Origin of the sequence: Pseudomonas hunanensis (assembly GCF_013393325.1) — a bacterium.
In the GTDB taxonomy this organism is placed as follows: Bacteria; Pseudomonadota; Gammaproteobacteria; order Pseudomonadales; family Pseudomonadaceae; genus Aquipseudomonas; species Aquipseudomonas putida_P.
Genome location: NZ_QJRC01000098.1, coordinates 92,630 through 118,311, shown reverse-complemented (window position 1 = coordinate 118,311; position 25,682 = coordinate 92,630). Strand labels below are relative to the sequence as shown.

29 protein-coding genes, 1 tRNA gene and 1 pseudogene are annotated in these 25,682 nt (G+C 59.7%); 22 read left to right on the top strand and 9 right to left on the bottom strand.

Features of this window, described 5'->3' with window-relative positions:
• The first annotated feature begins 1 nt into the window (after position 1).
• From DM807_RS22185 to DM807_RS22170, 4 genes are read left to right on the top strand one after another with little or no spacing between them, the layout of a single operon-like run.
• Positions 2 to 1,024, top strand: a complete 1,023-nt coding sequence (locus DM807_RS22185; protein WP_012273101.1) for a LacI family DNA-binding transcriptional regulator — start codon at positions 2 to 4, stop codon at positions 1,022 to 1,024.
• 15 nt (positions 1,025 to 1,039) lie between these two features.
• Complete coding sequence (gene rbsK, locus DM807_RS22180; protein ID WP_012273100.1) at positions 1,040 to 1,948, top strand: ribokinase; 909 nt, start codon at positions 1,040 to 1,042, stop codon at positions 1,946 to 1,948.
• Entirely contained in the window at positions 1,945 to 2,343 is a 399-nt protein-coding gene (gene rbsD, locus DM807_RS22175; protein ID WP_012273099.1) for a D-ribose pyranase, read from the top strand. Before rbsK ends, rbsD begins: the two co-directional genes overlap by 4 nt.
• A 57-nt stretch (positions 2,344 to 2,400) precedes the next feature.
• Positions 2,401 to 3,402 carry a nucleoside hydrolase gene (locus DM807_RS22170; RefSeq protein ID WP_060515098.1) on the top strand — a complete coding sequence of 334 codons (1,002 nt, stop codon included), beginning with the start codon at positions 2,401 to 2,403 and terminating at the stop codon, positions 3,400 to 3,402.
• Here DM807_RS22170 and DM807_RS22165 read toward each other — a convergent pair.
• Positions 3,374 to 3,586, bottom strand: coding sequence for a hypothetical protein (locus DM807_RS22165; RefSeq protein WP_179027931.1), 213 nt, complete (start codon positions 3,584 to 3,586; stop codon positions 3,374 to 3,376). The genes DM807_RS22170 and DM807_RS22165 overlap by 29 nt on opposite strands.
• A gap of 273 nt (positions 3,587 to 3,859) precedes the next feature.
• Between DM807_RS22165 and DM807_RS22160 the strand changes: the two genes are divergently transcribed.
• On the top strand, positions 3,860 to 4,180 hold the full coding sequence (locus DM807_RS22160) for an I78 family peptidase inhibitor (protein ID WP_060493920.1): 321 nt from the start codon (positions 3,860 to 3,862) through the stop codon (positions 4,178 to 4,180).
• Positions 4,181 to 4,304: 124 nt separating this feature from the next.
• Here the strand turns inward: DM807_RS22160 and DM807_RS22155 are convergent, their stop codons facing one another.
• Together DM807_RS22155 and DM807_RS22150 are read right to left on the bottom strand one after the other, a co-directional pair.
• Positions 4,305 to 4,517 carry a cold-shock protein gene (locus DM807_RS22155; RefSeq protein ID WP_012273095.1) on the bottom strand — a complete coding sequence of 71 codons (213 nt, stop codon included), beginning with the start codon at positions 4,515 to 4,517 and terminating at the stop codon, positions 4,305 to 4,307.
• A 163-nt stretch (positions 4,518 to 4,680) separates the two neighbouring features.
• Complete coding sequence (locus DM807_RS22150; RefSeq protein ID WP_012273094.1) at positions 4,681 to 4,986, bottom strand: hypothetical protein; 306 nt, start codon at positions 4,984 to 4,986, stop codon at positions 4,681 to 4,683.
• 337 nt (positions 4,987 to 5,323) lie between these two features.
• Here DM807_RS22150 and thrS point away from each other — a divergent pair, with 337 nt between their 5' ends.
• The 9 genes from thrS to DM807_RS22105 all read left to right on the top strand — a co-directional run bounded on the left by thrS (position 5,324) and on the right by DM807_RS22105 (position 12,799).
• Entirely contained in the window at positions 5,324 to 7,246 is a 1,923-nt protein-coding gene (gene thrS / locus DM807_RS22145; protein WP_012273093.1) for a threonine--tRNA ligase, read from the top strand.
• Positions 7,246 to 7,797, top strand: coding sequence for a translation initiation factor IF-3 (gene infC / locus DM807_RS22140; RefSeq protein WP_012052879.1), 552 nt, complete (start codon positions 7,246 to 7,248; stop codon positions 7,795 to 7,797). The genes thrS and infC overlap by 1 nt, the downstream gene beginning before the upstream one ends.
• A 60-nt stretch (positions 7,798 to 7,857) precedes the next feature.
• Positions 7,858 to 8,052, top strand: a complete 195-nt coding sequence (rpmI, locus tag DM807_RS22135; RefSeq protein WP_003250667.1) for a 50S ribosomal protein L35 — start codon at positions 7,858 to 7,860, stop codon at positions 8,050 to 8,052.
• A 27-nt stretch (positions 8,053 to 8,079) separates the two neighbouring features.
• On the top strand, positions 8,080 to 8,436 hold the full coding sequence (gene rplT, locus DM807_RS22130) for a 50S ribosomal protein L20 (protein ID WP_003250671.1): 357 nt from the start codon (positions 8,080 to 8,082) through the stop codon (positions 8,434 to 8,436).
• Positions 8,437 to 8,545: 109 nt separating this feature from the next.
• Positions 8,546 to 9,562 carry a phenylalanine--tRNA ligase subunit alpha gene (pheS, locus tag DM807_RS22125; protein ID WP_003250674.1) on the top strand — a complete coding sequence of 339 codons (1,017 nt, stop codon included), beginning with the start codon at positions 8,546 to 8,548 and terminating at the stop codon, positions 9,560 to 9,562.
• Between the two features lie 33 nt (positions 9,563 to 9,595).
• Positions 9,596 to 11,977 (top strand): phenylalanine--tRNA ligase subunit beta, encoded by a 2,382-nt coding sequence (pheT, locus tag DM807_RS22120; RefSeq protein WP_012273092.1) that lies wholly within the window; start codon positions 9,596 to 9,598, stop codon positions 11,975 to 11,977.
• A gap of 4 nt (positions 11,978 to 11,981) precedes the next feature.
• Complete coding sequence (ihfA, locus tag DM807_RS22115; RefSeq protein WP_003250679.1) at positions 11,982 to 12,284, top strand: integration host factor subunit alpha; 303 nt, start codon at positions 11,982 to 11,984, stop codon at positions 12,282 to 12,284.
• Positions 12,265 to 12,621 carry a MerR family transcriptional regulator gene (locus tag DM807_RS22110; RefSeq protein WP_003250681.1) on the top strand — a complete coding sequence of 119 codons (357 nt, stop codon included), beginning with the start codon at positions 12,265 to 12,267 and terminating at the stop codon, positions 12,619 to 12,621. Before ihfA ends, DM807_RS22110 begins: the two co-directional genes overlap by 20 nt.
• 101 nt (positions 12,622 to 12,722) lie before the next feature.
• Positions 12,723 to 12,799, top strand: a tRNA-Pro gene (locus DM807_RS22105).
• An 83-nt stretch (positions 12,800 to 12,882) separates the two neighbouring features.
• On the opposite strand, the pseudogene DM807_RS22100 reads toward DM807_RS22105, so the two are convergent.
• A pseudogene (locus tag DM807_RS22100) lies at positions 12,883 to 13,110 on the bottom strand (integrase); the annotation flags it as partial.
• Positions 13,111 to 13,368: 258 nt separating this feature from the next.
• A complete protein-coding gene (locus DM807_RS22095) occupies positions 13,369 to 13,908 on the bottom strand; it encodes a hypothetical protein (protein WP_060493919.1) in 540 nt (179 codons plus the stop codon).
• 178 nt (positions 13,909 to 14,086) lie between these two features.
• On the opposite strand from DM807_RS22095, the gene DM807_RS22090 reads away from it, so the two are divergent.
• Complete coding sequence (locus tag DM807_RS22090; protein ID WP_179027930.1) at positions 14,087 to 14,695, top strand: hypothetical protein; 609 nt, start codon at positions 14,087 to 14,089, stop codon at positions 14,693 to 14,695.
• A gap of 111 nt (positions 14,696 to 14,806) precedes the next feature.
• On the opposite strand, the gene DM807_RS22085 is transcribed toward DM807_RS22090, so the two are convergent.
• Positions 14,807 to 15,637: a hypothetical protein gene (locus DM807_RS22085; protein ID WP_179027929.1), complete on the bottom strand. Its 831-nt coding sequence runs from the start codon at positions 15,635 to 15,637 to the stop codon at positions 14,807 to 14,809.
• A gap of 429 nt (positions 15,638 to 16,066) precedes the next feature.
• Here DM807_RS22085 and DM807_RS22080 point away from each other — a divergent pair, with 429 nt between their 5' ends.
• Both DM807_RS22080 and DM807_RS22075 read left to right on the top strand, forming a co-directional pair.
• Positions 16,067 to 16,522 carry a DUF3224 domain-containing protein gene (locus DM807_RS22080; RefSeq protein ID WP_218648029.1) on the top strand — a complete coding sequence of 152 codons (456 nt, stop codon included), beginning with the start codon at positions 16,067 to 16,069 and terminating at the stop codon, positions 16,520 to 16,522.
• A gap of 138 nt (positions 16,523 to 16,660) precedes the next feature.
• Entirely contained in the window at positions 16,661 to 17,119 is a 459-nt protein-coding gene (locus tag DM807_RS22075; protein ID WP_071984781.1) for a GNAT family N-acetyltransferase, read from the top strand.
• 25 nt (positions 17,120 to 17,144) lie between these two features.
• On the opposite strand, the gene DM807_RS22070 is transcribed toward DM807_RS22075, so the two are convergent.
• Positions 17,145 to 18,071, bottom strand: a complete 927-nt coding sequence (locus tag DM807_RS22070) for a LysR family transcriptional regulator (RefSeq protein WP_012272995.1) — start codon at positions 18,069 to 18,071, stop codon at positions 17,145 to 17,147.
• Between the two features lie 135 nt (positions 18,072 to 18,206).
• Between DM807_RS22070 and DM807_RS22065 the strand changes: the two genes are divergently transcribed.
• The 3 genes from DM807_RS22065 to tam all read left to right on the top strand — a co-directional run bounded on the left by DM807_RS22065 (position 18,207) and on the right by tam (position 21,416).
• Entirely contained in the window at positions 18,207 to 19,031 is an 825-nt protein-coding gene (locus DM807_RS22065; RefSeq protein WP_012272994.1) for a phytanoyl-CoA dioxygenase family protein, read from the top strand.
• An 80-nt stretch (positions 19,032 to 19,111) separates the two neighbouring features.
• Positions 19,112 to 20,503, top strand: a complete 1,392-nt coding sequence (locus DM807_RS22060; RefSeq protein WP_012272993.1) for an amino acid permease — start codon at positions 19,112 to 19,114, stop codon at positions 20,501 to 20,503.
• A 136-nt stretch (positions 20,504 to 20,639) separates the two neighbouring features.
• Positions 20,640 to 21,416, top strand: coding sequence for a trans-aconitate 2-methyltransferase (gene tam, locus DM807_RS22055; RefSeq protein ID WP_012272992.1), 777 nt, complete (start codon positions 20,640 to 20,642; stop codon positions 21,414 to 21,416).
• Here the strand turns inward: tam and DM807_RS22050 are convergent.
• On the bottom strand, positions 21,406 to 21,777 hold the full coding sequence (locus DM807_RS22050; protein WP_012272991.1) for a DUF2784 domain-containing protein: 372 nt from the start codon (positions 21,775 to 21,777) through the stop codon (positions 21,406 to 21,408). The genes tam and DM807_RS22050 overlap by 11 nt on opposite strands.
• A 23-nt stretch (positions 21,778 to 21,800) precedes the next feature.
• Complete coding sequence (locus tag DM807_RS22045) at positions 21,801 to 22,697, bottom strand: LysR substrate-binding domain-containing protein (protein WP_012272990.1); 897 nt, start codon at positions 22,695 to 22,697, stop codon at positions 21,801 to 21,803.
• Between the two features lie 243 nt (positions 22,698 to 22,940).
• Here DM807_RS22045 and DM807_RS22040 point away from each other — a divergent pair, with 243 nt between their 5' ends.
• Both DM807_RS22040 and DM807_RS22035 read left to right on the top strand, forming a co-directional pair.
• On the top strand, positions 22,941 to 24,257 hold the full coding sequence (locus tag DM807_RS22040) for an MFS transporter (protein ID WP_060493914.1): 1,317 nt from the start codon (positions 22,941 to 22,943) through the stop codon (positions 24,255 to 24,257).
• Between the two features lie 14 nt (positions 24,258 to 24,271).
• Positions 24,272 to 25,663, top strand: a complete 1,392-nt coding sequence (locus DM807_RS22035; protein WP_012272988.1) for an FAD-dependent oxidoreductase — start codon at positions 24,272 to 24,274, stop codon at positions 25,661 to 25,663.
• Positions 25,664 to 25,682: the final 19 nt, after the last annotated feature.

Sequence of the window (25,682 nt, the reverse complement as noted above, 5' to 3'; positions counted from 1 at the left end):
CATGGCAACCATCAAAGATGTCGCGGCGCTGGCGGGTATTTCTTACACCACCGTGTCCCATGTACTGAACAAGACCCGACCCGTCAGCGAACAGGTGCGGTTGAAAGTGGAAGCCGCCATTATCGAACTGGATTATGTGCCCAGTGCGGTGGCCCGCTCACTCAAGGCGCGTAGCACGGCCACCATCGGCCTGCTGGTGCCCAACAGCGTCAACCCGTACTTCGCCGAGCTGGCGCGGGGTATCGAAGACGCCTGCGAACGCAACGGCTATTGTGTGATCCTGTGCAACTCCGACGACAACCCGCAGAAGCAGCGCAGTTACCTGCGCGTGCTGCTGGAAAAACGCATCGACGGCCTGGTGGTAGCCTCGGTGGGCCAGGACAGCGACCTGCTGCAAAGCCTGGCCTGTGTACGCACGCCCATGGTCATCGTCGACCGTGAGCTGGAGGGCGTCGATGCCGACCTGGTGCGTATCGACCACGAGCATGGCGCGTACCTGGCCACCCAGCACCTGCTGGAGCTTGGCCATCGCGACATCGCCTACATCGGCGGCCCTGCCGAAACCGGGGTTACTCAGCTGCGCCTGTGCGGCTTTCGCCGCGCCATGATCGAAGCCGGTGCGCCCCTGCTGGGCAACCGTGTGCTGCACTGCGACTTCACCAGCCCAGGTGGCCATGCGGCGGCAACGCAGGTGCTGGAGGGCAAGCGGCCCACGGCAATTTTTGCCGGCAATGACATGATTGGTTTCGGCGTGCTGCGCGCTGCAGCCGAACGCAATATCAGCGTACCCGGCGAACTGTCGGTGATCGGCTTCGACGACATCGAGCTCAGCCGCTACGTCTACCCGCCGTTGACCACGGTGGGCCAGTCGATTCGCGAGCTGGGCGAAAGTGCCGCTTCACTGTTGCTGACGCGTATCGGTACACCCCGGCAAGGCGCGGCAGAGCAACGCATCATTGCCCCGCGCATCGTCTTGCGTGAGTCCACCGGGCCACGCCCGGACCTGTTCAATGATTACCGCTAACGCTAAGGAAATGTCATGAATGCCAAGGTTGTGGTGGTCGGCAGCCTCAATATGGACCTGGTGGCCCGCGCGCAGCGCCTGCCCAGGGCCGGCGAAACACTCCCCGGCGAAAGCTTTTTCACCGTGCCGGGCGGCAAGGGCGCTAATCAGGCCGTGGCAGTGGCACGGTTGGGCGGTAGCGTGGCGATGATCGGCAATGTGGGGGACGACGATTATGGTCGGCAACTGCACCGGGCATTGTACGTCGAGGGTATCGACTGCCAGGGCGTAAGCACGTGCCCAGGGGTTTCCAGTGGTGTCGCACTGATCACCGTGGATGCCGCCAGCCAGAACTGTATCGTTATCATTCCCGGCGCCAACGGCCTGCTTACGCCACGGTCGGTGCAGCGTTTCGATGCGCTGTTGCAGGCGGCTGAAGTGATCATTTGCCAACTGGAAGTGCCGGCCGAAACCGTGGCCTGGACCCTGGCCAGAGGGCATGAGCTGGGTAAGCAGGTAATCCTGAACCCAGCACCTGCTACCGGTCCCTTGCCGGCGGACTGGTTTGCGCATATCGATTACCTCACCCCTAACGAAAGCGAGGCCGAAGCGTTGACCGGCATGGCGGTGACCGACCAGGAAAGCGCCCGGCGCGCTGGCGAGCGGCTGCTGCAACTGGGGGCGGGGAAAGTGATCATCACCCTGGGTGCGCAAGGGGCCTTGCGGATTACTGCTCAAGGCCACCAGCACTATCCGGCGTCGGTGGTGCAACCGTTGGATACCACCGCTGCCGGCGATACCTTTGTCGGTGGCTTTGCGGCCGGGCTGGTGCGGGGGCTGGAGGAGGGCGAGGCTATTGTGTTTGGCCAGCGTGCCGCCGCATTGTCGGTCACCCGTGCCGGTGCCCAGCCGTCGATTCCTTACCTGGCGGAGCTGACACCATGAAGAAAACCCCATTGCTGAACGTTGCCCTGTCGCGGGTTATTGCCGGCATGGGGCATGGTGACATTCTAGTGATCGGTGATGCCGGGCTACCGGTGCCGCCGGGCGTGGAGATGATCGACCTGGCCGTTACCCCAGGGTTGCCGGATTTCGCCAGCGTGTTGCGGGCAGTGCTGAGCGAATTGCAGGTAGAGCGGCACGTGCTGGCTGAAGAAATGCAGAAAGTCGTGCCACCAGCGCTGGTCGAAATCGAGCGACTGAAGGGCAAGCTGGGCAAGCGCGAATGGCTGAGCCATGAGAATTTCAAAGTGCTTTCGCGCAGTGCCCGTGCAGTGGTGCGCACAGGTGAATGCCAGCCCTACAGCAACATCGCCCTCATATCCGGCGTCACCTTCTAAGGGCGGGGGGGCAAAGCGGCCCCGGAAACCGCCACCCAGGCAACAGGAGTGCCACCCATGCTCAAACCCCTGCTACAAGGAATCGCCTTCATGGCCACTGCTTCCACCCTTCAGGCCGCCCCTATCGACCTGATCATCGACACTGACCCTGGCGCCGATGATGTGGTCGCGCTGTTTCTGGCCATGGCCTCACCCGACGAACTCAACATCCGCGCCATCACTACAGTGGCTGGCAACGTGCGTCTGGAAAAAACCTCGCGCAACGCGCGCCTGGCTCGCGAATGGGCGGGGCGCGAAGATATCCCCGTCTACGCCGGTGCCGGTCGCCCGTTGGTGCGCACACCTATCTATGCTGCCGACGTACACGGCGAAGAAGGCCTCACTGGCGTACCGGTGCACGAGCCGAAAAAGCCCCAGGCCCAGGGCAATGCCGTGCAGTACCTGATCGACACCCTCGGCGCGGCCACACCCCACAGCATCACCGTGGCCATGCTCGGCCCGCAGACCAACCTGGCCCTGGCGTTGATTCAGCGCCCAGACATCGTCAAGGGCATCAAAGAGGTGGTCGTCATGGGCGGTGCCCATTTCAACGGCGGCAACATCACCCCGGCGGCGGAGTTCAACCTTTACGCCGACCCACACGCCGCCGAAGTGGTGTTGGCCAGCGGCGTGCAACTGACCTACTTGCCGCTGGATGTCACCCACAAGCTGCTGACCAGCGACGCCCGCCTGAAGCAACTGGCCGCCGTGAATAACCAGGCCAGCAAACGCGTGGTAGATATCCTCAATGCCTACATCACCCACGACATGGACCTGTACGGCATGCCCGGCGGCCCGGTGCACGACGCCAGCGTCATCGCCTACCTGTTAAAGCCCGAGCTTTTCAGTGGCCGGCGCATTCACATGAGCGTCGACAGCCGCGAAGGCCCAACGTTTGGCCAGACGATTGCCGACTGGTACGGCGTGCTCAAGCAGCCGGCGAATGTGCTGTGGGTGGAGCAGGGCGATGCCCAGGGGCTGTTCGATCTGCTCAGCGCCCGGTTGGCACGATTGGAATAACCGGGTGCGGCGCGTAACGCTCAAGCACTTGCTCGATGAAGCTGCGCGCGGCTTCAGCGCCGCGATCGCGCACCAGCAGGTCGATGCCAATCAACAGCAGCTCCTCCGGTGTGCCGGGGCTGTACGCGCTCTGGCCCTCGGCCCATTTGACCTTGATATCGGCATCGATGCTGTGGGTGCTCATGAAAAGCTCTCGCTTGGGGCCCGGAACGAAGGGGAACACCTGACCCTGGTGTTCGATGGAGGCGGGATGCGCTCCACTTCTTGCAGCAAATCATGGCTTTGCGCCAGTGATCGTGCGAGCTAAGCATATGGCAAACGCAGTGGGTTGTGCAAAATCCGGTCACGATTGCTTTTCGCCTCGCTGCTGCAGTTCAGGCAGACTTGGCCGGTTTTGCAACAAATGATGAGTGGAGCTGTCGGATCAGGCAGTTCCCAGACCGATTTAGGAGGCTTCATGTTCCGTACCCGTGCTTACCTGGCAACCCTGGCGGTGGCTGCTGTCCTGGCTGGTTGCAGCACTGGTGACAACGCTGGTGGTGGTGCTGCGCCGGCCACGCCAGCAGGCAACGACGGCCGTTGCGAAGCCAGCGGCGCTGACTTTGCCATTGGCAAGCCGGCCAGCGCCGAATTGTTGGAGCAGGCGCGCAAGGCCAGCGGCTCGCAAATGGCGCGTATTCTCAAACCGCACGACGTGGTTACCCTGGAGTACCGCTCCGAGCGCTTGAACCTGAATGTGGACGAGCAGGGCAACGTGACCCGCGTCAACTGCGGTTGATGCAGGGCTGAGGGGCCATCAGGCCCCCGAAACATGGCGTGCCCGCATAGGCCATTTCACTCAGCCCATGCAAACGCCCATAAAAAAACCCGCCATAAGGGCGGGTTTTTTTACAGCTTCCGAATTACTCCGGACGAACCTGTGCAGCCTGCATGCCCTTCTGACCGCGCTCGGCGACGAAGGAAACAGTTTGGCCTTCTTTCAGGCTCTTGAAGCCGTCGGATTCGATGGCCTTGAAGTGAACGAACAGGTCGTCGCCGCCGCCTTGTGGGGTGATGAAGCCGAAGCCTTTCTCATCATTGAACCATTTGACGGTGCCGGTTTGGCGATTGGACATGGGATGAATCTCCAGAAACTTGAAATTTTTCGAAGTGCCATAGACGCCTGAGCTGTCTGGCACAGATGACATCATAGTCTAATTCTGCGGATGTAGCGCCTTTTACCTTCATCGGATGTTGATTCAAGGCAAAGAATCGCTCGCCAACCTTGGCTTTAAGGTTTCAGCTTTTCGGTTTACAAGCCTGCTGAACGACCGTCTGGGCCTTCTGCATCAGCTTGGCGTCCACGCCATCCTGGCTGTCCAGGTCGGCAATCTCGGCATCGGTAAAATTCTTTTTGATGGCTTGCGCGCCACAGTCGCAGTGCTTTTTCGCAGTGGCAGCGTCAACACCCTGGCCGCTGGCCACCTGCGTGCACTGGGTCATGTAGCCGGCCTCCTTCCCAGGTGGGAAGTTGCCGGCGTTCGCAGCCACGGGCAGCAGCAGGGCGCCAGCGGCCGCCAGGGCCAGAAGAGACGGAACTCGCATAACCAGTTACTCCTTGGGTTAAGGTCTCATCAAGAGTAGGTTGCTTCCCAAGGTCTGATAGGCATTTTTTCCTGATAGTTCACCGCTGCGGTGCAATTTCCAAATATTTCTGCCTGGGGTGCAACCCGCGTGCTAGCATGCTCGGCTTGTGGTCGCGTTGTTGCCGGCTACAGCTATCTTTTTTCTTTCCAGTCACTCTGGTTCGTCCCTGACAAGTCGAAAGGCTTCTGCCACTGTGAGGCAGGCTTTCCTTAAAGAAAGGCAGGTCGGATCTTGTACTGGCTCATCCCAACCCACGTGACCTTTGGTAGGGGTCACCACTAGGAGAGGAGGCGCCATGCCCGTTATTACTCTTCCCGATGGCAGTCAACGTTCGTTTGATCACGCCGTATCCGTAGCCGACGTAGCCGCTTCCATCGGCGCGGGCCTTGCCAAGGCCACCGTGGCCGGCAAGGTCGACGGCAAACTGGTCGATGCTTGCGACCTGATCAGCAACGACGCCACCCTGCAAATCATTACCCCTAAAGATGAAGAGGGACTGGAGATCATCCGTCACTCGTGCGCCCACTTGGTTGGCCACGCCGTGAAGCAGCTGTACCCGACCGCCAAGATGGTGATCGGCCCGGTGATCGACGAAGGCTTCTATTACGACATCGCCTACGAGCGCCCCTTCACCCCTGAAGACATGGCCGCTATCGAAAAGCGCATGATGGAGCTGATCGAGAAAGACTACGACGTGGTCAAGAAGATGACCCCGCGTGCCGAAGTGATCGATGTGTTCAAGGCCCGTGGCGAAGACTACAAGCTGCGCCTGGTCGAAGACATGCCGGATGAGCAGGCCATGGGCCTGTACTACCACGAAGAATACGTCGACATGTGCCGTGGCCCGCACGTGCCGAACACTCGCTTCCTCAAGGCATTCAAGCTGACCAAGCTGTCCGGCGCGTACTGGCGCGGCGATGCCAAGAACGAGCAGCTGCAGCGTGTGTATGGCACCGCCTGGGCTGACAAGAAGCAGTTGGCCGCTTACATCCAGCGCATCGAAGAAGCCGAAAAGCGCGACCACCGCAAGATCGGCAAGCAGCTCGACCTGTTCCACCTGCAGGAAGAGGCCCCAGGCATGGTGTTCTGGCACGCCAACGGCTGGACCGTCTACCAGGTACTCGAGCAGTACATGCGTGGCGTGCAGCGTGAAAACGGCTACCAGGAAATCAAGACCCCGCAAGTTGTCGACCGTATCCTCTGGGAGCGCTCCGGCCACTGGTCCAACTACGCCGAGAACATGTTCACCACGTCGTCGGAAAGCCGTGACTACGCGGTAAAACCGATGAACTGCCCGTGCCACGTGCAGGTGTTCAACCAGGGCCTGAAAAGCTACCGTGACCTGCCGCTGCGCCTGGCCGAGTTCGGTGCCTGCCACCGTAACGAGCCGTCTGGCGCCCTGCACGGCATCATGCGCGTGCGTGGCTTCGTACAGGACGACGCGCACATCTTCTGCACCGAAGAGCAGGTGAAGAAAGAAGCTGCCGACTTCATCAAGCTGACCCTGGACGTGTACAAGGACTTCGGCTTCAGCGACATCGCCATGAAGCTGTCCACCCGTCCGGCCAAGCGTGTAGGTTCTGAAGAGTTGTGGGACCGTGCCGAAACGGCGCTGGCCGACGCCCTGAACGAATCGGGCCTTGAGTGGGAATACCAGCCAGGCGAGGGCGCCTTCTACGGCCCGAAAATCGAGTTCACCCTGCGCGACTGCCTCGGCCGTAACTGGCAGTGCGGTACCCTGCAGTACGACCCGAACCTGCCAGAACGCCTGGATGCCAGCTATATCGCCGAAGATAACAGCCGTGTTCGCCCGGTCATGCTGCACCGCGCCATTCTCGGTTCGTTCGAACGCTTCATCGGCATGCTGATCGAACACTACGCTGGCGTGTTCCCGGCGTGGCTGGCCCCGACCCAGGCGGTGATCATGAATATCACCGACAAGCAGGCCGATTTCGCCCTCGAGGTAGAGAAATCTCTGAACGGTAGCGGTTTCCGTGCCAAGTCGGACTTGAGAAATGAGAAGATCGGCTTTAAAATCCGCGAGCATACTTTGCTCAAGGTCCCGTACCTTTTGGTTATAGGGGACCGCGAAGTCGAAACGCAAACCGTCGCTGTGCGTACTCGCGAAGGCGCAGACCTGGGCTCCATGCCCGTCGCCCAATTCGCTGAGTTGCTGACACAAGCGGTTTCCCGGCGTGGTCGCCAAGAATCGGAGTAATGACTATTAAGCGTGAAATGAGAAACGATAAGCGTGCTGTACCGAAGGCCCCGATCAACGAGAATATCTCGGCCCGCGAGGTTCGGTTAATTGGCGCAGACGGCGAGCAGGTTGGCATCGTCTCGATTGATGAAGCGCTGCGTATCGCTGATGAAGCGAAGCTGGATCTGGTAGAAATTTCTGCAGACGCGGTACCACCGGTCTGCAAGGTCATGGACTACGGCAAGCACCTCTTCGAGAAGAAGAAGCAGGCTAACGAAGCCAAGAAAAACCAGAAGCAGATCCAGATCAAAGAAATCAAGTTTCGTCCAGGGACGGAGGATGGGGATTACCAGGTAAAACTACGCAACCTGGTACGTTTCCTTACCGATGGGGACAAGGCCAAGATCTCTCTGAGATTCCGTGGTCGTGAGATGGCCCACCAGGAGCTGGGCATGGAGCTGTTGAAGCGGGTCGAAGCCGACCTCGCCGAATACGGCACCGTTGAGCAGCATCCTAAGATGGAAGGACGCCAGCTTATGATGGTCATCGCCCCCAAGAAAAAGAAGTAATCTCCCGGGCACGGCAGGCCTGATGATTATGTGTAATTTTATCGAATGCGGAGTTCCAACATGCCAAAAATGAAAACCAAAAGCGGTGCTGCGAAGCGCTTCCTGAAGACAGCTTCGGGCTTCAAGCACAAGCACGCTTTCAAGAGCCACATCCTGACCAAAATGTCGACCAAGCGTAAGCGTCAACTGCGCGGTGCCAGCTTGCTGCACCCGTCCGACGTAGCAAAAGTCGAGCGCATGCTGCGCGTTCGTTAATTCTGGTTAAGATAGAGGAAGTTACTCATGGCTCGTGTTAAGCGCGGCGTTATCGCTCGTAAGCGTCACAAAAAAATTCTGAAACTGGCTAAAGGTTACTACGGTGCACGTTCGCGCGTATTCCGTGTAGCCAAGCAAGCGGTCATCAAGGCAGGCCAATACGCCTACCGCGACCGTCGCCAGAAGAAGCGTCAGTTCCGCGCACTGTGGATCGCTCGTATCAACGCCGGTGCCCGCACCAACGGTCTGTCCTACAGCCGTCTGATTGCTGGCCTGAAAAAGGCTTCGATCGAAATCGACCGTAAGGTTCTGGCTGATCTGGCAGTGAACGAAAAAGCGGCGTTTGCTGCGATTGTCGAGAAAGCTAAAGCCGTTCTGGCTTAAGTACCCGCGACAATCACCCGGCGGCGCTAGCGCTGTCGGGCATTGAACGTCATCGATAGGGGAAGAGCCTTCAAAGCTCTTCCCCTATTTTCGTATCTGGAGTCTGTACATGGAAAACCTGGATGCGCTGGTCTCCCAAGCCCTAGAGGCCGTGGAACGCGCTGAAGACATCAACGCCCTGGAACAGATCCGGGTTAATTATCTCGGCAAGAAGGGCGAGCTGACCCAGGTGATGAAGACCCTGGGCAACCTGCCAGCCGAAGAGCGGCCGAAAGTTGGCGCGCTGATCAACGACGCCAAAGAGCGCGTTACCGTTGTGCTCAATGCCCGCAAGGCCGCCTTTGAAGAAGCCGAGCTCAGCGCTCGCCTGGCTGCCGAGTGCATTGACGTTACCCTGCCAGGTCGCGGCCAGGCCACCGGTGGCCTGCACCCGATCACCCGTACACTCGAGCGCATCGAGCAGTTCTTCACCCACATCGGCTACGGCATCGCCGAAGGCCCAGAGGTCGAAGACGACTACCATAACTTCGAAGCGCTCAACATCCCTGGCCACCACCCGGCCCGGGCGATGCACGACACCTTCTACTTCAATGCCAACATGCTGCTGCGTACCCACACCTCGCCGGTGCAGGTGCGGACCATGGAGTCCACTCAGCCGCCAATCCGCATTGTTTGCCCTGGCCGCGTATACCGCTGCGACTCGGATATCACCCACTCGCCGATGTTCCACCAGGTCGAAGGCCTGCTGATCGATCGCGACATCAACTTCGCCGACCTCAAGGGCACCATCGAAGAATTCCTGCGCGTGTTCTTCGAAAAAGAACTGGCGGTACGTTTCCGCCCATCGTTCTTCCCCTTCACCGAGCCGTCCGCTGAAGTCGACATCCAGTGCGTGATGTGTTCCGGCAATGGTTGCCGCGTGTGCAAGCAAACCGGCTGGCTCGAAGTGATGGGCTGCGGCATGGTGCACCCGAACGTGCTGCGCATGTCCGGCATCGACCCTGAAGAGTTCCAGGGCTTCGCCTTCGGCATGGGCGCCGAGCGCCTGGCCATGCTGCGCTATGGCGTCAACGATTTGCGTCTGTTCTTCGACAACGACCTGCGCTTCCTCGCGCAATTCCGCTAGGTCAATGCCCGACGCAACTTTCAGGAGAACAGCATGAAATTCAGTGAACAGTGGCTGCGCGGTTGGGTAAACCCGCAAGTCTCCCGTGACGAACTGGTCGCCCGCCTGTCCATGGCCGGCCTCGAAGTCGACAGCGTTACCCCCGCTGCCGGCCAGTTCAGCGGCATCGTCGTGGGCGAAATCCTCGCCACCGAACAACACCCGGACGCCGACAAGCTGCGCGTGTGTCAGGTGACCAACGGCCAGGAAACTTTCCAGGTCGTGTGCGGCGCGCCTAACGCCCGCCCAGGCATCAAGATCCCGTTCGCCATGATCGGCGCCGAGCTGTCTGGCGACTTCAAGATCAAAAAGGCCAAGCTGCGCGGCGTCGAGTCTTTCGGCATGCTGTGCTCGGCTGCCGAGCTGGAAATCAGCGAAGAGAACGATGGCCTGCTGGAATTGGCGGCTGACGCCCCGGTTGGCGAAGACATTCGCAAGTACCTGAGCCTGGACGATGCCAGCATCGAAATCGGCCTGACCCCCAACCGTGGCGACTGCCTGTCCATCGCAGGCCTGGCCCGCGACGTCAGCGCCCTGTACGACACCCCGGTCACTCGTCCGGTCGTGCCAGCCGTAGCGGCGGCCCACGACGAAGTGCGCCCGGTCGAAGTCAGTGCCCCGGCTGCCTGCCCACGCTACCTGGGCCGCGTTATCCGTAACGTCGACCTCAGCAAGCCAACCCCACTGTGGATGGTCGAGCGCCTGCGCCGCAGCGACGTGCGCAGCATCGACGCCGCCGTCGACATCACCAACTACGTGATGCTTGAACTTGGCCAGCCGATGCACGCCTTCGACCTGGCGGAAATCAACGGCGGCATTCGCGTGCGCATGGCTGAAGAGGGCGAAAAGCTCGTCCTGCTCGACGGCCAGGAAGTGGCCCTGCGTGCCGATACCCTGGTGATCGCCGACCACACCCGCGCCCTGGCCATCGCCGGCGTCATGGGTGGCGAGCACAGCGGTGTGAATACCGAAAAAACCCGCGACCTGTTCCTGGAAAGCGCGTTCTTCGAGCCGATTTCCGTCGCCGGTAAAGCCCGCTCCTACGGCCTGCACACCGATGCCTCACACCGCTATGAACGCGGCGTCGACTCGCAGCTGGCCCGCGAAGCCATGGAGCGCGCCACTCAGCTGCTGCTGGACATCGTTGGTGGCGAAGCCGGCCCGATCGTCGAAGCCGTCAGCGAACAGCACCTGCCGCAAGTGGCCCCTGTCACCCTGCGCGCCGAACGCATCACCCAGATGCTCGGCATGGAAATGGACCCAGCCCAGGTCGAGCAACTGCTCAACGCCCTGGAACTGACCACCACTCGCAACGGGGAAGGGCAGTGGACCGTCAACGTCCCGAGCCATCGCTTCGACATCAGCCTGGAAGTCGACCTGATCGAAGAACTGGCCCGCCTGTACGGCTACAACAACCTGCCGGTTCGCTACCCGCAAGCCCGCCTGGCCCCCCAGGGCAAGCCAGAGACTCGCGGTGACCTGCCGACCCTGCGTCGTCTGCTGGTTGCCCGCGGCTACCAGGAAGCCATCACCTACAGCTTCATCGACCCGAAACTGTTCGAACTGTTCAGCCCGGGCGTAGAGCCGCTGCTGTTGGCCAACCCCATCTCCAGCGACATGGCCGCCATGCGCGCGTCCCTGTGGCCGGGCCTGGTCAAGGCGCTGCAGCACAACCTGAACCGCCAGCAAGACCGCGTGCGCTTGTTCGAAAGCGGCCTGCGCTTTGTCGGCCAGCTCGGTGACCTGCAGCAGCAGCCGATGATTGCCGGCGTAATCACTGGCAGCCGCCTGCCAGAAGGCTGGGCCAACGGCCGCGACGGCGTCGACTTCTTCGACGTCAAAGCCGACGTGGAAGCCCTGCTGGGCTACTCCGGCGCCCTGAGCGACTTCACCTTCAGCGCCGGCAAGCACCCAGCCCTGCACCCAGGCCAGACCGCCGCCATCGAGCGTGACGGCAAACTGGTCGGCTACCTCGGCGCCATCCACCCAGAGCTGGCCAAGGCCCTGGACCTGGACCGCCCGGTATTCCTGTTCGAGCTGGTGCTGGGCGACGTGGTCGAAGGCCGCCTGCCGAAGTTCAGCGAGCTGTCCAAGTTCCCGGAAACCCGTCGCGACCTGGCCTTGATCGCAGGGCGTGATGTAGCTTCTAGCGCGGTGCTTGAATTAATTCGTGACAATGCAGGCGAATGGCTCACAGACCTCAGGCTGTTTGATGTCTACCAAGGTAAAGGCATTGATCCTGATAGAAAAAGCCTTGCCGTCGGCTTGACCTGGCAGCATCCATCGCGCACTCTTAACGACGATGAGGTGAACACTACCCTGCAAAACATCCTCACCTCGCTCGAACAAAGGTTGAACACCACGTTAAGGAAATAACGGCATGGGTGCTCTGACGAAAGCTGAGATGGCCGAAAGGCTGTACGAGGAGCTGGGGCTTAACAAGCGTGAGGCCAAGGAATTGGTCGAGCTGTTTTTCGAAGAAATTCGGCACGCACTTGAAGAGAACGAGCAGGTGAAGCTGTCCGGTTTCGGCAACTTCGACCTTCGCGACAAACGCCAGCGGCCGGGCCGCAACCCCAAGACAGGGGAAGAGATCCCGATCACTGCACGGCGCGTCGTCACCTTTCGTCCAGGGCAGAAGTTGAAGGCCCGGGTTGAGGCCTATGCTGGAACCAAGCCATAACGACGAACTGCCCCCCATACCGGGCAAGCGCTACTTCACCATTGGTGAAGTGAGTGAGCTTTGTGCGGTTAAGCCGCACGTGCTGCGGTATTGGGAGCAGGAGTTCGACCAGCTTAACCCTGTGAAGCGGCGGGGCAACCGGCGGTATTACCAGCGCCAGGATGTGCTGATGATCCGCCAGATTCGTGCGCTGCTTTATGACCAAGGGTTCACCATTGGCGGGGCCCGGTTGAGGCTCTCCAGTGATGAGGCTAAGGATGAATCCAGCCAATACAAGCAACTGATTCGTCAGATGATTGTTGAGTTGGAGGATGTGTTGGTAGTGTTGAAGAAATGAGCTTGTTTGCTGGTAAGTGAAAATTCTTTGAGAAAAAGCTTTCATTTATCAGGAGGTTAGGGTAGATTCTTCATCGTTCTCAGCAGTATCGAGAATAGAGTCGGGGCGTAGCGCAGCCCGGTAGCGCACTTGCATGGGGTGCAAGGGGTCGAGTGTTCGAATCACTCCGTCCCGACCAAATAATCCCAATGACTTAGCCACCCACGGGTGGCTTTTTCATTTTTGGGCATAGTAACTTTTCAAGTGACTTCGCCTTTTTCCTCATCCGATTCTGCTCTTCAGAATTGTCAGCGCCGGCCCGCGCGAGTCGGTGGCCAATACCTTGTTTGCTGCATCAATCTTCTGACCAATCTCCGCTCCGGAGTAATGACGGGTCACGCTTCCGCTCTTGTGGCCAAGTAGCGACTTCCGGTCTTCCAAACTCACAGCTGCTGCTTTCAGTCTACGTCCGAATGTATGCTTCAGGTCGTGAACCTTGATGGAAGCGAACCGGGTATTTCTTTCCGGCTTCGACCATGAACGCCGCAAGGTCGTGATGCCTTTGCTCATAGCGATGAAGGTGTCGCTGGTAGCGCTCTGAACCTCTAGCGGATACTTTTCTTCAGTATGACTTCGTCCTTGCCGCTAAAGCGGCTGACTTTGAAGGAGGAGGAGATGTTTAAATGAAAGGAAGGTTCTGCCAGCACATAGTTTGCGCCGAGCTCGAAATGATGGGGCTACAGGCGTAGCCTCGAATAAAGTGGGACGTTAGCGGAATACGCCGGACTCTTCTGCGCTTTCGAGCCTGTCTTCTCGAGGGTTCTTTTCAAAGCGCGCTACTTTTTTGTATATAAGGCGATCCTTTTCGTCGCTCTCCTTTGCGTCGTTGAAAACTTCAAGAGTATTGTCGTCAATGATTTTCACGTGCATTGACCCGGCGCTTTCATCGTCCCAGAGCTCCACGTACCCGACGCGCCCGCTTTGTCGCGCGTAAAGCTCATATGGAGCAGCTCGAACTTGCTCTTTGTCATAAATAAATCGCTGCATTCCGAAGTACAAGCCGTTGACGGCTCGATCACTGGTGACATTCGGTATGGGGTTCGGGATTGAAGTAATAATGAAGCCAGCCCCATTGTCAGCGGCCCACTTGTAACCCTCCATCACTTTCTCAAGGGCTTTAATTTGAGCGCCATATTCCCTGCTAGATCTATCCTGCGGTAGCTCCTGATACTGAAAATCCAGCCGGGCGAAAGCAGTGCTCGAGACGCCAAGGAGGCAGCTGAGCGCGATGGCAACTTTCAACGTCATTCCATTTTCCCCTGTTATTTGCGGCTGCATCAATGCGATGGCTTATTACCATTTTTGCTTGCTGAGGGGCCTTTTTCAATGCTTGACCACCACGCCCATGTAGGCAGGGCTTAGCATACTTGGTCGCCATATCGTGGCAGTGGATAGAGGGGAGAGGGGTTACAGCGTAGGAGTACGGATGTGCTCCTTTCTGGGGTTTGCGCTGTGGCGCGAGGGGCTTGAGTACCCTGACAACATTGGCAATTTGCCGATGGCGGAAATTACCCGCGAACAGTTCGAGCAGCGTTTCTACCATCGAGCGCTTGCCGGGCGTACACACGATGGCCTGCGCAATTACACCCATCAACTCGACGGCTACCGTGATGGAGGTTCGCAGGCAGACGACGGAAAAGAGGCTTACGAGGCCATGATTGCCCCGGTGTTCGCCCTGACCTTGTCGTTGCTAGGGGCGCTGGTGCATATCGCCAAGAGCGCGTTGCTGGGTGTGCAGTTGAAGAGTGGTTGGCGCTTCAGGAGCCCTTTGTTCAAGGCATGTGCCACTGTAGCCGTGGTGCTGTTGGTACTGGCGCTGGGCAGGACTTTCATCAGTACCAGCCTGACGTCTCACCCCACTTACCAGGCCTGGACTGGCACTGCTGGCGAGCAGGGCAGCGGCACGCTGATGCTGGACACTATGATCAGGATGCAGACGCTTGCCTATCCGGTATTCAAAGTGCCCCTATCGATGATGGGTTACGTAGCCGCTGCGGCCAAGGATTGGAAGCGGCAGGCACCTGCTGTTCAGTAGTTTCTGCCACGCCTGCCCATCAGATGCCCAGGCAAAAAGAACTGCCACCGGCCTGGTTGGCCGAACTCGCGATTACTGCGCACCGACGCGGTGACTATTTTCATGTCGTGATCATTGTTGCTTGTTTGCGTTTGGATCGAAGTTGAATATCGTGCGCACAGCGACGTTATACATGCGCTCCATTTGGCGCTGGTTTTCCTCTGGATCACTCTCCGTGAACGGGTTGTTCTCATAGAACTTGAGAAACTCTGCGTACAAGCGCAAGGCAGCTTTGGCATTGGCCCGATACGCAGGGGAATTATAAGCGGGCTTTTGTGTTGGCTTGAGCATCTCTTCGGGTATCACAGGTCGATTCAGATCGACGAACAAGCGTTTGATAGGGTCTGTTCCCTTCTTTTCCGCCACCTTGACCTCTGGCTTAGCTGCTTGTACGGGAGCTACTCGCACGGCAGCGCAGGTTTCCGGGTGATGATTTGAAACCATCCGGTAGGTCTGGGCCTTCAGCGCTACCTTGTACTTTGCACGACACCCGACACAGGTGCGCTCAAAAACAATATTGGAAAAATACTCCGCAGCCACTCGGGCAAACCTCTGGTCTGACACCCCCTCCCCGTAAGGCACCGGGTACCTGAGCACAGAATCCAGGAAAGATACGTCGCCCTGCACGCAAGCATCCGCCACCCGATTACCCAGTTCTTCGGCCAATTCTGCGTACAACGCCACACGATAGGCCTCGACCGAGGCCTTGCTTGTGGGGTTGTAGTCGTTATGAGGGCCTTCATCAAGAGAAAGTCGGTCGAAAAATGCCCGGCACTCCAACACCGAGGCATAGGCTGCATCGTAGTACCGCCCGCGCCGCCTTTGAGTACCAGGTACGAGCTCGCGGGTGCGAATCGCCACAATTCGGTCTGCGAGGTAACTGGTGAATTCGTTGTAGTTCATAGCACATCCTTGAGAGTGAGCTCAGGTTGACAAGAGCCTGATGCAGCGCCGCAAATTGGTTTATAACACTTTTGCCGTTTCAGCTTTGGGCTTCAGCGTTTTGTTCAGGGGCGAATTCATCTAACCCCGCCGCCACCCCGAAATGCCAATCAAATGTTTCCGTAGCACCTGCGCAATAGGGTGGATTTGCCTTGCTGCGCCTTCCCACTCGAAATACTACTTTAGGGATAGGCTCCGATTACACACAGAAATCCGAATACCCCAATTTGGAATGCCTCGAGAACTTCACCGAGCAGCGCATCCCGCTCGCCCAGCTGGGCGAGTGTCGTTTCGGTCACGCATCGTTGGACCTGTCCACGGTAATTGATGGTTGCTTGGATAATGAGATCCAGCCGTACACAGGGCTGAATGATGGCAATTGGAGCTTGGATGGAGTATTACAAGGCACCGGCACGGAGCCGGGTCAAAAAGGAATTTGCAATGCAACAGACCGCCGTAGGGTCATTCGACATCACGCTGAATCCGCAACCCTTGAGCCGTGCCGCTGAGGATTCTGGCCTCGGTCGGTTGTCTTTGGACAAGCAGTTCAAGGGTGACCTGGACGCCACCAGTCAAGGTGAGATGTTGTCCTTTCGCAGCAGCGTTCCAGGTTCTGCCGGTTACGTTGCCATGGAAACTGTACAGGGAACCTTGCACGGTCGCAGCGGTAGTTTCGTACTTCAACACAGTTCGACCATGAACCGTGGGGCGCCCGTTCAGTCCATCACCGTCGTACCTGACTCAGGCACTGACGCGCTTTCTGGGCTAACAGGTAGCATGGTGATCACGATCACCGACGGGCATCACTCATACAAGTTTGAGTACATGCTACCCGATCAAAGCTGATTTCCATTTGCAGTCGTTCTGCGATGAAGCAGTTTTGGCTTCACGGCTTGCCGTGACCGGTAAAGGAGCAGAGACGTGGGAATTAGCAATGTGTTCGTTCGCCCTATAGCTGCACGTGATTGGCCGTTATATCGGGATATGCGCTTGAGGGCTCTGCAAGACTCACCCGCTGCCTTCGCAAGTACCTACGCTTCTGAAGTGACCAGAAGTGATGACGATTGGGCGGCCCGTATCTCGGCGGTCGCAGCTTCGAAATACGCACAGGCGTTTTTGGCTTTTCAGCACGCTGAGCCTTGTGGTTTGGTGTGGTGTAAAGCTTCAGAAGCGGCGTCAGGAGTCGTCGAGATTTTTCAGATGTGGGTGGAACCTGCCGTGCGAGGGGTCGGAGTCGGCCGGTCTCTGCTAGCAGAAGCTATTGCTTGGGCTGAAAGTCGCGGGGCGCAAACTGTCAGGTTAGGTGTGACGATCGCAGACTCCCCGGCGATGAGCTTGTACAGAAAAAGCGGATTTTGTGACAGCGGCTTACCAGAGCCTTTGCGAGAAGGTTCTATGTTGATGTCCCAGGCGATGGACCTGAATCTAGGATCACGCGTTTAAGTCGGCCCCAATAGCTTAACTAACTTTAGGGTGAACTCGGTCCCGCAGGGGCCCCGACTGCTATTTCCCGAGCGACCCAACTTTTGAACGCCTCCGCTACCGGCGAGGGGTGCATCATGCCTGATTGAGCCAGCACCACTTTTTGCGGTGATACGGCTTCCAGCAATGGCCGGCACAACAGCGGTGTGCCGTCATAACAGTGATCCCCAGCAGGCCGGGTGCATGAAAGCGCAACCCCATAGCCATGGGCGACCAGGCCACGTTGCATCTCGAAGGTCTGGGTATATTGCTGTGTACGCGGTTGCAGGTTATGCGCCCAAAACAGTGAAAGGAAATACTCGCGGGTTTGCGCGATATCCTCAAGAATCAAACACTCTTGCGCCAGTTCATGCAGCGGTATCGCGGCCAGGTGGGCGAGCCGATGGTCAGTGGCGATGAGCGCGTAGGGTTTCAATTCGGCCAACACCTGACGCGGCAGCGAGGGATCGAGGCCTATGTCATAGGTAAGCGCAAGCTCGGCTTTACCGGCGCTCAGATGGCGGTGCACGCCTGCCAGGTCGGTCTCGAACAGTGTTACCTCGACTTCGGGATACTGCTTGCGAAAGCTCGACAGCAGCCTGGGCGCGTAATAAGGGCCCAAGTCTTGAAAGCAGATAAGCGACAAGTTGCCGCGAAGTGAGCCTTGCACCGTATCCGCTTTTTGATTCATGGCGATGGCCATGCCAATGATATCGCGTGCCTGGGCGAGCAAGCGCGTGCCCGCTGAGGTCAGCTCCAGCCCACGGCTGACCTGGCGCCGGAACAGCCGCTCATTCAGCGCCTCTTCAAGCTGAGCAATGGCAACCGACACCGAGGGCTGTGAAACGTGCCGGGCTCTCGCTGCAGCGCTGATGCTGCCATGTTCGGCCACGGCCACGAAGTACTCGAGCTGCCTGAAAGAGAACCCTATCATTTTTTCCTATACTCAAAATTAGGAAATATATTCTTTTCCTATTGGTGCCAAAAAGCAATACTCGCTGTGCACCTTGCTTATTTCTCTTGAAAACTTGCGTGCGCCTGCCCCAATAAAAAGACTAAAGGGTGCTTTATGAATCAATACGCAGAATTCCAACTGAGCGATGAAACCATCGAGGCTTTTCAGCGTGACGGTGCTGTTTGCGTGCGTAACTTGTTTACGCCGGAAGAAGTTGCACTGCTCGAATCCGGCATTGAACAGAACTTGAAAACCCCAAGCGAGCGCGCCAAGGTGGCGAGTCGTCCTGATGACCCCGGTTGGTTCTTTGAAGACTTCTGTAATTGGGGCGATATCACCGCCTATCGTCAGTTCATCTTCGAGAGCCGGGTAGGGGGTGTTGCAGCCCAACTCATGAACAGCGAGACAGCCCGGCTTTATCACGATCACCTGCTGGTCAAGGAGCCTAATACGCGCCAGCGGACGCCCTGGCATCAGGACCAGCCCTATTACAACATCGATGGGCGCCAGAACTGCAGCATGTGGATGCCAATCGACCCTGTTGCGAGGGAGTCCACCCTCGAATTCGTGGGGGGCTCGCACCTGGGGCCGTGGCTGATGCCGCGCAGCTTTCTCGACAGCCAGGCGCAATGGTTCCCGGAAGGCAGCCTGGCTGACTTGCCGGACATCGAGGCCGATCGCAGTGCCTGGAACATTCTCGGCTGGGAACTCTCCCCAGGCGATGCCGTGTTCTTCCACATGCTGACCTTGCATGCCTCTGGAGGTGTCGGGGGCAATCGTCGGCGTCGTGCCTTCTCGGTGCGTTTCCTGGGTGACGACATTACTCATGCACCGCGCCAGTGGAAAACGTCGCCACAGTTTCCCGGGCTGGAAACGCAACTGGCCAGCGGCGCCAAGATGAACCATGAACTGTTCCCGGTGCTGTGGCCACGGGCTTGATGATTGAAATACTGCGTGCCTGATAAAACCGCCCAACCTGTGCGTTGTGCGGACCTGATAATAAAATCAAGAAGGTATCTATGAACGCTCAATCTTCACACCAGCTGAAGCGGGGTCTGTCTACCCGACATATTCGTTTCATGGCGTTAGGCTCCGCTATTGGCACCGGGCTTTTCTACGGTTCGGCATCGGCAATAAAACTGGCAGGCCCTTCTGTTTTACTTGCCTACCTCATAGGCGGTGCAGCCATTTACATGATGATGCGCGCCCTCGGCGAAATGGCGGTTCATAACCCGGTATCTGGCTCGTTCGGACACTATGCCAGCCAGTATCTAGGTCGTTACTTTGGTTTTCTGACGGGTTGGAGCTACGCGTTCTCGATGTTGGTGGTGTGCCTGGCGGATGTGACCGCGTTTGGTGTCTACATGGGGCTGTGGTTCCCTGAAACACCCGCCTGGATCTGGGTGCTCGGGATCGTCTTCTTTATCGGGGCGCTGAACCTGTGTAGCGTGAAAGTGTTCGGCGAAATGGAGTTTTGGCTGTCGTTGCTGAAGGTGACCGCTATCGTTGCCATGATTGTGGCAGGCGGGGCTGTACTGCTGCTGGGCATCCAGTTGAATGACGATGCGGGCACGGTTGCCGGTATCTCGAACCTGTGGAGCCACGGCGGGTTCTTCCCCAATGGCATCGGTGGGATGATTGCTTCCTTCACTGTCGTCATGTTCGCCTTTGGCGGGGTCGAAATGATCGGCATCACGGCAGGCGAAGCAAGGGACCCAAAGCGCGTGCTGCCAAAGGCGATCAATTCAGTGCCGTTGCGCATCCTCTTGTTCTATATCCTCACCCTGTTGGTACTTATGTCCATTTACCCTTGGACCGGTATTGGCAGCCACGGCAGCCCGTTCGTACAGATCTTCAGTGGCCTGGGCATCAGTTCCGCGGCCACCGTGTTGAACATCGTGGTCATTTCCGCTGCTGTTTCAGCGATCAATAGCGACATTTTCAGTGCCGGGCGCATGATGTACGGCATGGCGCAAAACGGCCAGGCGCCTGCCGGCTTCGCCTCACTGTCGCGTTTCGGCGTGCCGTGGATGACGGTTGCTGTCATGGGTGTCGCACTGCTACTGGGCGTGGTATTGAACTACTTGGTGCCAGAAGGCTTGTTCCTGGTGCTTGCCGCAGTCGTCACCTTCTCCATTGTCTGGGTCTGGTTGATGATTCTGCTGTCGCAAGTGGCCATGCGGCGTGGCATGAGCAAGGAGGAGGTTGCTGCACTGGATTATCGAGTGCCACTGTGGCCAGTAGGGCCCGCTTGCGCGATTGCTTTCATGGTCTTCATTTTTGGCGTTCTTGGTTGGTTCCCAGCCAGCCGCACGGCCATGTACGTCGGGGTAGGCTGGTTGATCCTGCTATCCCTGGGCTATTGGCTTTGGGGCGTGCGTACACCACGCCCGGTGTCTGCCAGCGCTTAGGTGTTGAACCGCTTGCGTCCCGGCAATGGAATGCCGAGATGCCGCGAGCGATGGTGCAGTGTGTGGACCGTTAGAGGGTGGCCACAGGCGACAGATGGCATATGCTGAACACATTGTCCGCCCCAAGGAGCTTCACATGGCCTGGTCCGCCACCCAGTATTCCCTGTTCGAAGACGAACGCACCCGCGCCGTACGCGACCTGCTTGCCGCCATCCCGTCACGCCCGGTGCGCCACGCCACCGACCTGGGCTGCGGCCCTGGCAACTCCACCGAAGTGCTGCTGCAGCGTTACCCCGACGCTCAGGTGACAGCGCTGGACAGCGACCCAGACATGATCGACAAGGCTCGCGAGCGCAAGCGGCTGTGCATCCCGCGGGTACGCACGGTCATCGCCGACATTGCCGGCTGGACGGCCCCCGAGCCGCAGGACCTGATCCTGGCCAATGCCTCGCTGCAATGGCTGCCCGACCACGCCTCGCTGTATCCGCACCTGGTGCGCCAATTGAGCGAAGGCGCCAGCCTGGCCGTGCAGACGCCAGATAATCTCGACGAACCGGCCCACCGGCAGTTGCGCGAAATCGCCAGCCAAGGCCCCTGGGCGGCCAAGTTCGCTGATTTCCAACTGCCGCCACGGCACAGCGCGGCGTTCTACTACGACCTGCTGAGCCCGCTGTGCGCGCGGGTGGACGTGTGGCGTACCACCTATCACCATCCGTTGGCCGGCGGCGCCGAGGCGGTGGTGGAATGGTTCAAGGGATCGGCATTGCGGCCTTACCTGGCCAGGCTTGATGAGCAGGAGCAGGTCGACTTCCTGCAGATGTACCTGCAAGCCCTGCAGCGCGACTACCCGCCGGCCACCGATGGCAAGGTGCTGTTGCCGTTCCCGCGGTTGTTCGTGATCGCTACCCGCTAGGGTGGCGCCAGCGCCAGGCCACGTAGCTGTAGATGCACAGGTTGAGCAGCAGCACGATGCTGCCCAACAGCAGCTGCACGTGCGGGGTCAGCCCGGTGGGGTAGATCAGCGGCCAGATGTAGTGCTCGACGAAACCCCCTTGGTAGCCTGCGTCACCGGCGGCACTGCGCATGCGGTTTTCCCAGCTGGTGAGCGGGCAGCCCAGGTGCAGGCATTCCACCGCCAGGCCCCAGGCCAGGGCCGGCAGGTGGATGAGCAGGGCAGGGCGCCACCTGAGCACCAGCAAACCGCCGAACAGCACCAGCAGGATGAAGGCCAGGTGTAGCAGCACCAGGGTGTCGGCGGCCAGGCGGTAGAGCATGGGCGTGGGTTTGTGGGCTGAGGTTATCCCAGCATAGTCGGGTTGCCTGCACTGGCCTCTTCTTCAACCATCTGCAAGAAGGTCGCCACCACGCGTCGTGTGCGCTGCTCGCTCAAGCACACCAACGTCTCGGTCAAATGCCGCTGACAATCCACAATTGGCAACGCACACACTCGCGCATCAGCGCCAAATTCCGCCGCCGACACCACCCCCACGCCAATCCCCACCACCACCGCCTCACGCGCCGCTTCCCGGCCCTCCACCTGGATCGCCGGACGAATCCGCAGCCCCGCCCGTTGCATCTCTTCCTCCAGTGTCTGGCGCGTCACTGAACCAGGCTCACGCAGCACAAGTGGCATGTCATCGAGGTCAGCCAGGCTGATCGACCCACGGCTGGCCCATGGGTGGTTGTGCGAAACAAACGCCACCATCGGGTCGCGGCGCAGCGGTAGGCAATGCAGGCGCTCATCGTCGACATCCCGGCCCAGCAAGGCCAGGTCGGCCTGGTAGCTGAACAACCGGGCCAGCGATTCGTCAGTATTGCCGGTCTCGATTTTCACCTGAATACCTGGGTAACGCTGGCAGAACCGGGCGATCTGCGGCAGCACGTGCACCGGCGCATCCACCGCCAGCACCAGGCTGCCGGTGTGCAGCGCGCGCGAGTCCTGCAGCAGGTCATGGGCTTCGGCCTCGCAGGCGAACAGGCGCTGGCTGATGCCCAGCAGGCGCTCGCCCAGGTCGGTGAGCTGTACCGAGCGCTTGTTGCGGTGGAACAGCAAAACGCCGAAGCGCTCCTCCAGTTTGCGCACCTGGTCCGACACCGCAGGCTGGGTAAGAAACAGCTTTTCCGCTGCACGGGTAAAGCTGCCGTGTACTGCCACCGCGTGGAAAGCCTTGAGTTGTGCGTGGGAAACCGACATGACGACCTCAGTAACAAGCTGGGCTTATGTGTGTAATACGATAAATCGATTTTATTTATCTTAGCGCAACTGTTTCCATGCATGTCAGCCCGACGCTGGCACCACGAATGCCGCCAGGGCCATGGTGCCCACACGGTGCCATCTGACCCGATGACAGCTTTGTCATCGCTGTGCGTAACACAAGAACAAGACAGGCGTTTCTTCACATTCTGCCGGCACACTTGAGCAAGAGGTCAGACTCACATGAATCAATCCCTAGCCGCGTTCAAACGCTGGCGCATCCAGATTTTCGCTATCACCTGGCTGGCCTACGCCGCCTTCTACTTCACCCGCAAAGCCTTCTCGGTGGCCAAGCTGGGCATCGCCGAAGACCCAAGCTTCATGCTCGACAAGGCCGCCATGGCCAACCTCGACGCCATCTACCTGGCCGCCTATGCCGTAGGCCAGTTCACCTGGGGCATGCTTGCTGACCGCTTCGGCCCACGCGTGGTGGTACTCGGTGGGTTGCTGATTTCTGCGGCGGCGGCGGTGGTGATGGGCAGTTACGCCACCTTCCCGATCTTCGCCACCTGCATGCTGGTGCAGGGCCTGGCGCAGTCCACCGGTTGGGCAGGGTTATGCAAGAACATCGGCAGCTTCTTCCCGGCCTCGCAGCGCGGACGGGTGCTGGGGCTGTGGAGTTCCTGCTATGCCTTCGGCGGCCTGGTGGCCTCGCCATTCGCCGGCTGGTGGGCCTATACCCTGGTCGGCACCTGGCATGCGGCGTTCTTCTCCAGCGCAGCCGTGGTGGCGCTGGTGGCGGTGCTGTTCTTCTTCTTGCAGCGCAACAAACCTGAAGACGTCGGCCTGCCGGCGGTGGAGCCCGAGCCGCAGAGCATGGCCCCCGCCGACAACCTGTGCAGTGTGTGGGCGCCACTGAGGGAGATCATGCGCAACCGCACGGTGTTGACCCTGGGCCTGGCGTACTTCCTGCTCAAGCCTGCGCGCTACGCCATCCTGCTGTGGGGCCCGGTGATCGTCTTCGAGCAGATGCCCTCGGTGGGCAAGGTGGGCGCGGCAATCATCCCGACCGCCTTCGAGCTGGCCGGGCTGCTTGGCCCGATCATGATCGGCCTGGCCTCCGACAAACTGTTCGGCGCCCGGCGCATGCCGGCCTGCGTGATCAGCCTGGTGCTGCTGACCGTGACCCTGGCGGCGTTCATGGCGGCCATGCACACCGGCAGTGTGATCCTGGTGGTGGCTTTGCTGTTTGTCATGGGCCTGACCCTGTACGGGCCGGACTCGATGATCAGCGGCGCGGCGGCCATCGACTTCGGCACCGCCAAGGCCGGCGCCACCGCGGCCGGCTTCGTCAATGGCTGCGGTTCGGTGGGGGCGGTGTTGGGCGGGCTGCTGCCGGGTTACTTCGACGGCGTCACGGTGTTCATCGTGTTCGCCGGCTGTGCACTGTTCTCCGCGCTGGTGTTGCTGCCGCATTGGAACAGCCGCCCAGCCACCAGCGCGCAAAGCAATGACGTGGCACCGAACACCAGCATGGCAATCAAGCCACTGCGTACCTAAAGGAAAGCGAGCGAATGAGACCCTTCTGGCTGCAACAGGCCCTGGAATCGACGCAGGAGGCGGTGTGCCCGCCACTGCAAGGCGATGCCCGTTGCGATGTGTGCATCGTGGGCGGCGGCTACACCGGGCTATGGACGGCACTGATGCTCAAGGAGGCGGTGCCGGCCCTGGATATCGTGTTGATCGAGGCCGACATCTGCGGCGCCGGTGCCAGTGGCCGCAATGGTGGTTGCGCCTTGTCCTGGTCGGCCAAGTACTTCACCCTCGAACGCTTGTTCGGGGTGGCCGAGGCGGTACGCCTGGTGCGTGAGTCGGAGCGCAGCATCGGCGACATTGGTGCGTTCTGCGCAGCCAATGGCATCGACTGCGACTACCGCCTGGACGGCACGCTGTACACGGCCACCAATGCAGCCCAGGTGGGTGCCACCGATGCCGTCATCGCCGCGCTGGAACAAAAGGGTATCAACTCGTTCCGCCGCCTGCCGCTGGAGCAGGTGCAGCGCCTGGCAGGTTCTGCGCGGCATCTGGAAGGCTGGTTCTCGCCGGCCGCCGCCACCGTGCAGCCGGGCAAGCTGGTGCGTGGCTTGCGCCGGGTGGCCTTGCAGCGTGGCGTGCGTATCTTTGAGGGTACCGCCATGACTGGCCTGGAGCATGGCGCCCCGGTGCAGGTGCGCACGGCCCATGGCACGCTGCGCGCCGACCGCGTGGTGTTGGGCCTCAATGCCTGGATGGCGCGGGCCTTCCCGCAGTTCGAGCGCAGCGTGGCGATTGTCTCCAGCGACATGGTGATTACCGAACCGTGCCCCGAGCTGTTGAGCCAGATCGGCCTGGACAGCGGTATCAGCGTGCTCGACTCGCGTATTTTCGTGCACTACTACCACAACACCGCCGATGGCCGGCTGATGCTCGGCAAGGGCGGCAACACGTTCGCCTACGGCGGGCGCATGTTGCCGGTGTTCGACCAGCCGTCGCCGTACCGCCCCTTGCTGCGCGAAAGCCTTGGCGGGTTTTTCCCGGCCTTGGCCGAGGTGCCACTGGCGGCCAGCTGGAACGGGCCGTCGGACCGCTCGGTGACCGGTTTGCCGTTCTTTGGTCGCTTGGACGGGCAGGGCAACGTGTTCTACGGCTTTGGTTACTCCGGCAGCGGCGTTGGCCCGTGCCATATGGGCGGGCAGATTCTTTCGTCGCTGGCGCTGGGGCTGGACAACCCGTGGACCCGTTCGCCACTGGTCAAAGGGCCGCTGGGCCTGTTCCCGCCCGAGCCGATCCGCTACCTGGGCTCACTGCTGGTGCGCAATGCCATTCGCCGCAAGGAGCACGCCGAAGATCGCGGTTTGCGCCCGCGCCGGTTGGATGTGCGGTTGGCGCGGTTTGCGGCGGCGGCGGGCAAGGCCGATAAAGGCTGATGAGATTTCTTGTCGATCC

Coding starts and splice junctions, on each gene's coding strand:
- rbsD (WP_012273099.1), top strand. CDS start 1,945: ATGAAGAAAACCCCATTGCTGAACGTTGCCCTGTCGCGGGTTATTGCC.
- rbsK (WP_012273100.1), top strand. CDS start 1,040: ATGAATGCCAAGGTTGTGGTGGTCGGCAGCCTCAATATGGACCTGGTG.
- thrS (WP_012273093.1), top strand. CDS start 5,324: ATGCCCGTTATTACTCTTCCCGATGGCAGTCAACGTTCGTTTGATCAC.
- DM807_RS22070 (WP_012272995.1), bottom strand. CDS start 18,071: ATGATAGGGTTCTCTTTCAGGCAGCTCGAGTACTTCGTGGCCGTGGCC.
- DM807_RS22065 (WP_012272994.1), top strand. CDS start 18,207: ATGAATCAATACGCAGAATTCCAACTGAGCGATGAAACCATCGAGGCT.
- DM807_RS22185 (WP_012273101.1), top strand. CDS start 2: ATGGCAACCATCAAAGATGTCGCGGCGCTGGCGGGTATTTCTTACACC.
- DM807_RS22165 (WP_179027931.1), bottom strand. CDS start 3,586: ATGAGCACCCACAGCATCGATGCCGATATCAAGGTCAAATGGGCCGAG.
- DM807_RS22040 (WP_060493914.1), top strand. CDS start 22,941: ATGAATCAATCCCTAGCCGCGTTCAAACGCTGGCGCATCCAGATTTTC.
- DM807_RS22035 (WP_012272988.1), top strand. CDS start 24,272: ATGAGACCCTTCTGGCTGCAACAGGCCCTGGAATCGACGCAGGAGGCG.
- DM807_RS22080 (WP_218648029.1), top strand. CDS start 16,067: ATGGAGTATTACAAGGCACCGGCACGGAGCCGGGTCAAAAAGGAATTT.
- DM807_RS22095 (WP_060493919.1), bottom strand. CDS start 13,908: ATGACGTTGAAAGTTGCCATCGCGCTCAGCTGCCTCCTTGGCGTCTCG.
- DM807_RS22045 (WP_012272990.1), bottom strand. CDS start 22,697: ATGTCGGTTTCCCACGCACAACTCAAGGCTTTCCACGCGGTGGCAGTA.
- ihfA (WP_003250679.1), top strand. CDS start 11,982: ATGGGTGCTCTGACGAAAGCTGAGATGGCCGAAAGGCTGTACGAGGAG.
- DM807_RS22060 (WP_012272993.1), top strand. CDS start 19,112: ATGAACGCTCAATCTTCACACCAGCTGAAGCGGGGTCTGTCTACCCGA.
- pheT (WP_012273092.1), top strand. CDS start 9,596: ATGAAATTCAGTGAACAGTGGCTGCGCGGTTGGGTAAACCCGCAAGTC.
- pheS (WP_003250674.1), top strand. CDS start 8,546: ATGGAAAACCTGGATGCGCTGGTCTCCCAAGCCCTAGAGGCCGTGGAA.
- rplT (WP_003250671.1), top strand. CDS start 8,080: ATGGCTCGTGTTAAGCGCGGCGTTATCGCTCGTAAGCGTCACAAAAAA.
- rpmI (WP_003250667.1), top strand. CDS start 7,858: ATGCCAAAAATGAAAACCAAAAGCGGTGCTGCGAAGCGCTTCCTGAAG.
- DM807_RS22090 (WP_179027930.1), top strand. CDS start 14,087: ATGTGCTCCTTTCTGGGGTTTGCGCTGTGGCGCGAGGGGCTTGAGTAC.
- DM807_RS22110 (WP_003250681.1), top strand. CDS start 12,265: ATGCTGGAACCAAGCCATAACGACGAACTGCCCCCCATACCGGGCAAG.
- tam (WP_012272992.1), top strand. CDS start 20,640: ATGGCCTGGTCCGCCACCCAGTATTCCCTGTTCGAAGACGAACGCACC.
- DM807_RS22160 (WP_060493920.1), top strand. CDS start 3,860: ATGTTCCGTACCCGTGCTTACCTGGCAACCCTGGCGGTGGCTGCTGTC.
- DM807_RS22085 (WP_179027929.1), bottom strand. CDS start 15,637: ATGAACTACAACGAATTCACCAGTTACCTCGCAGACCGAATTGTGGCG.
- DM807_RS22155 (WP_012273095.1), bottom strand. CDS start 4,517: ATGTCCAATCGCCAAACCGGCACCGTCAAATGGTTCAATGATGAGAAA.
- DM807_RS22075 (WP_071984781.1), top strand. CDS start 16,661: ATGCGCTTGAGGGCTCTGCAAGACTCACCCGCTGCCTTCGCAAGTACC.
- infC (WP_012052879.1), top strand. CDS start 7,246: ATGACTATTAAGCGTGAAATGAGAAACGATAAGCGTGCTGTACCGAAG.
- DM807_RS22170 (WP_060515098.1), top strand. CDS start 2,401: ATGCTCAAACCCCTGCTACAAGGAATCGCCTTCATGGCCACTGCTTCC.
- DM807_RS22050 (WP_012272991.1), bottom strand. CDS start 21,777: ATGCTCTACCGCCTGGCCGCCGACACCCTGGTGCTGCTACACCTGGCC.
- DM807_RS22150 (WP_012273094.1), bottom strand. CDS start 4,986: ATGCGAGTTCCGTCTCTTCTGGCCCTGGCGGCCGCTGGCGCCCTGCTG.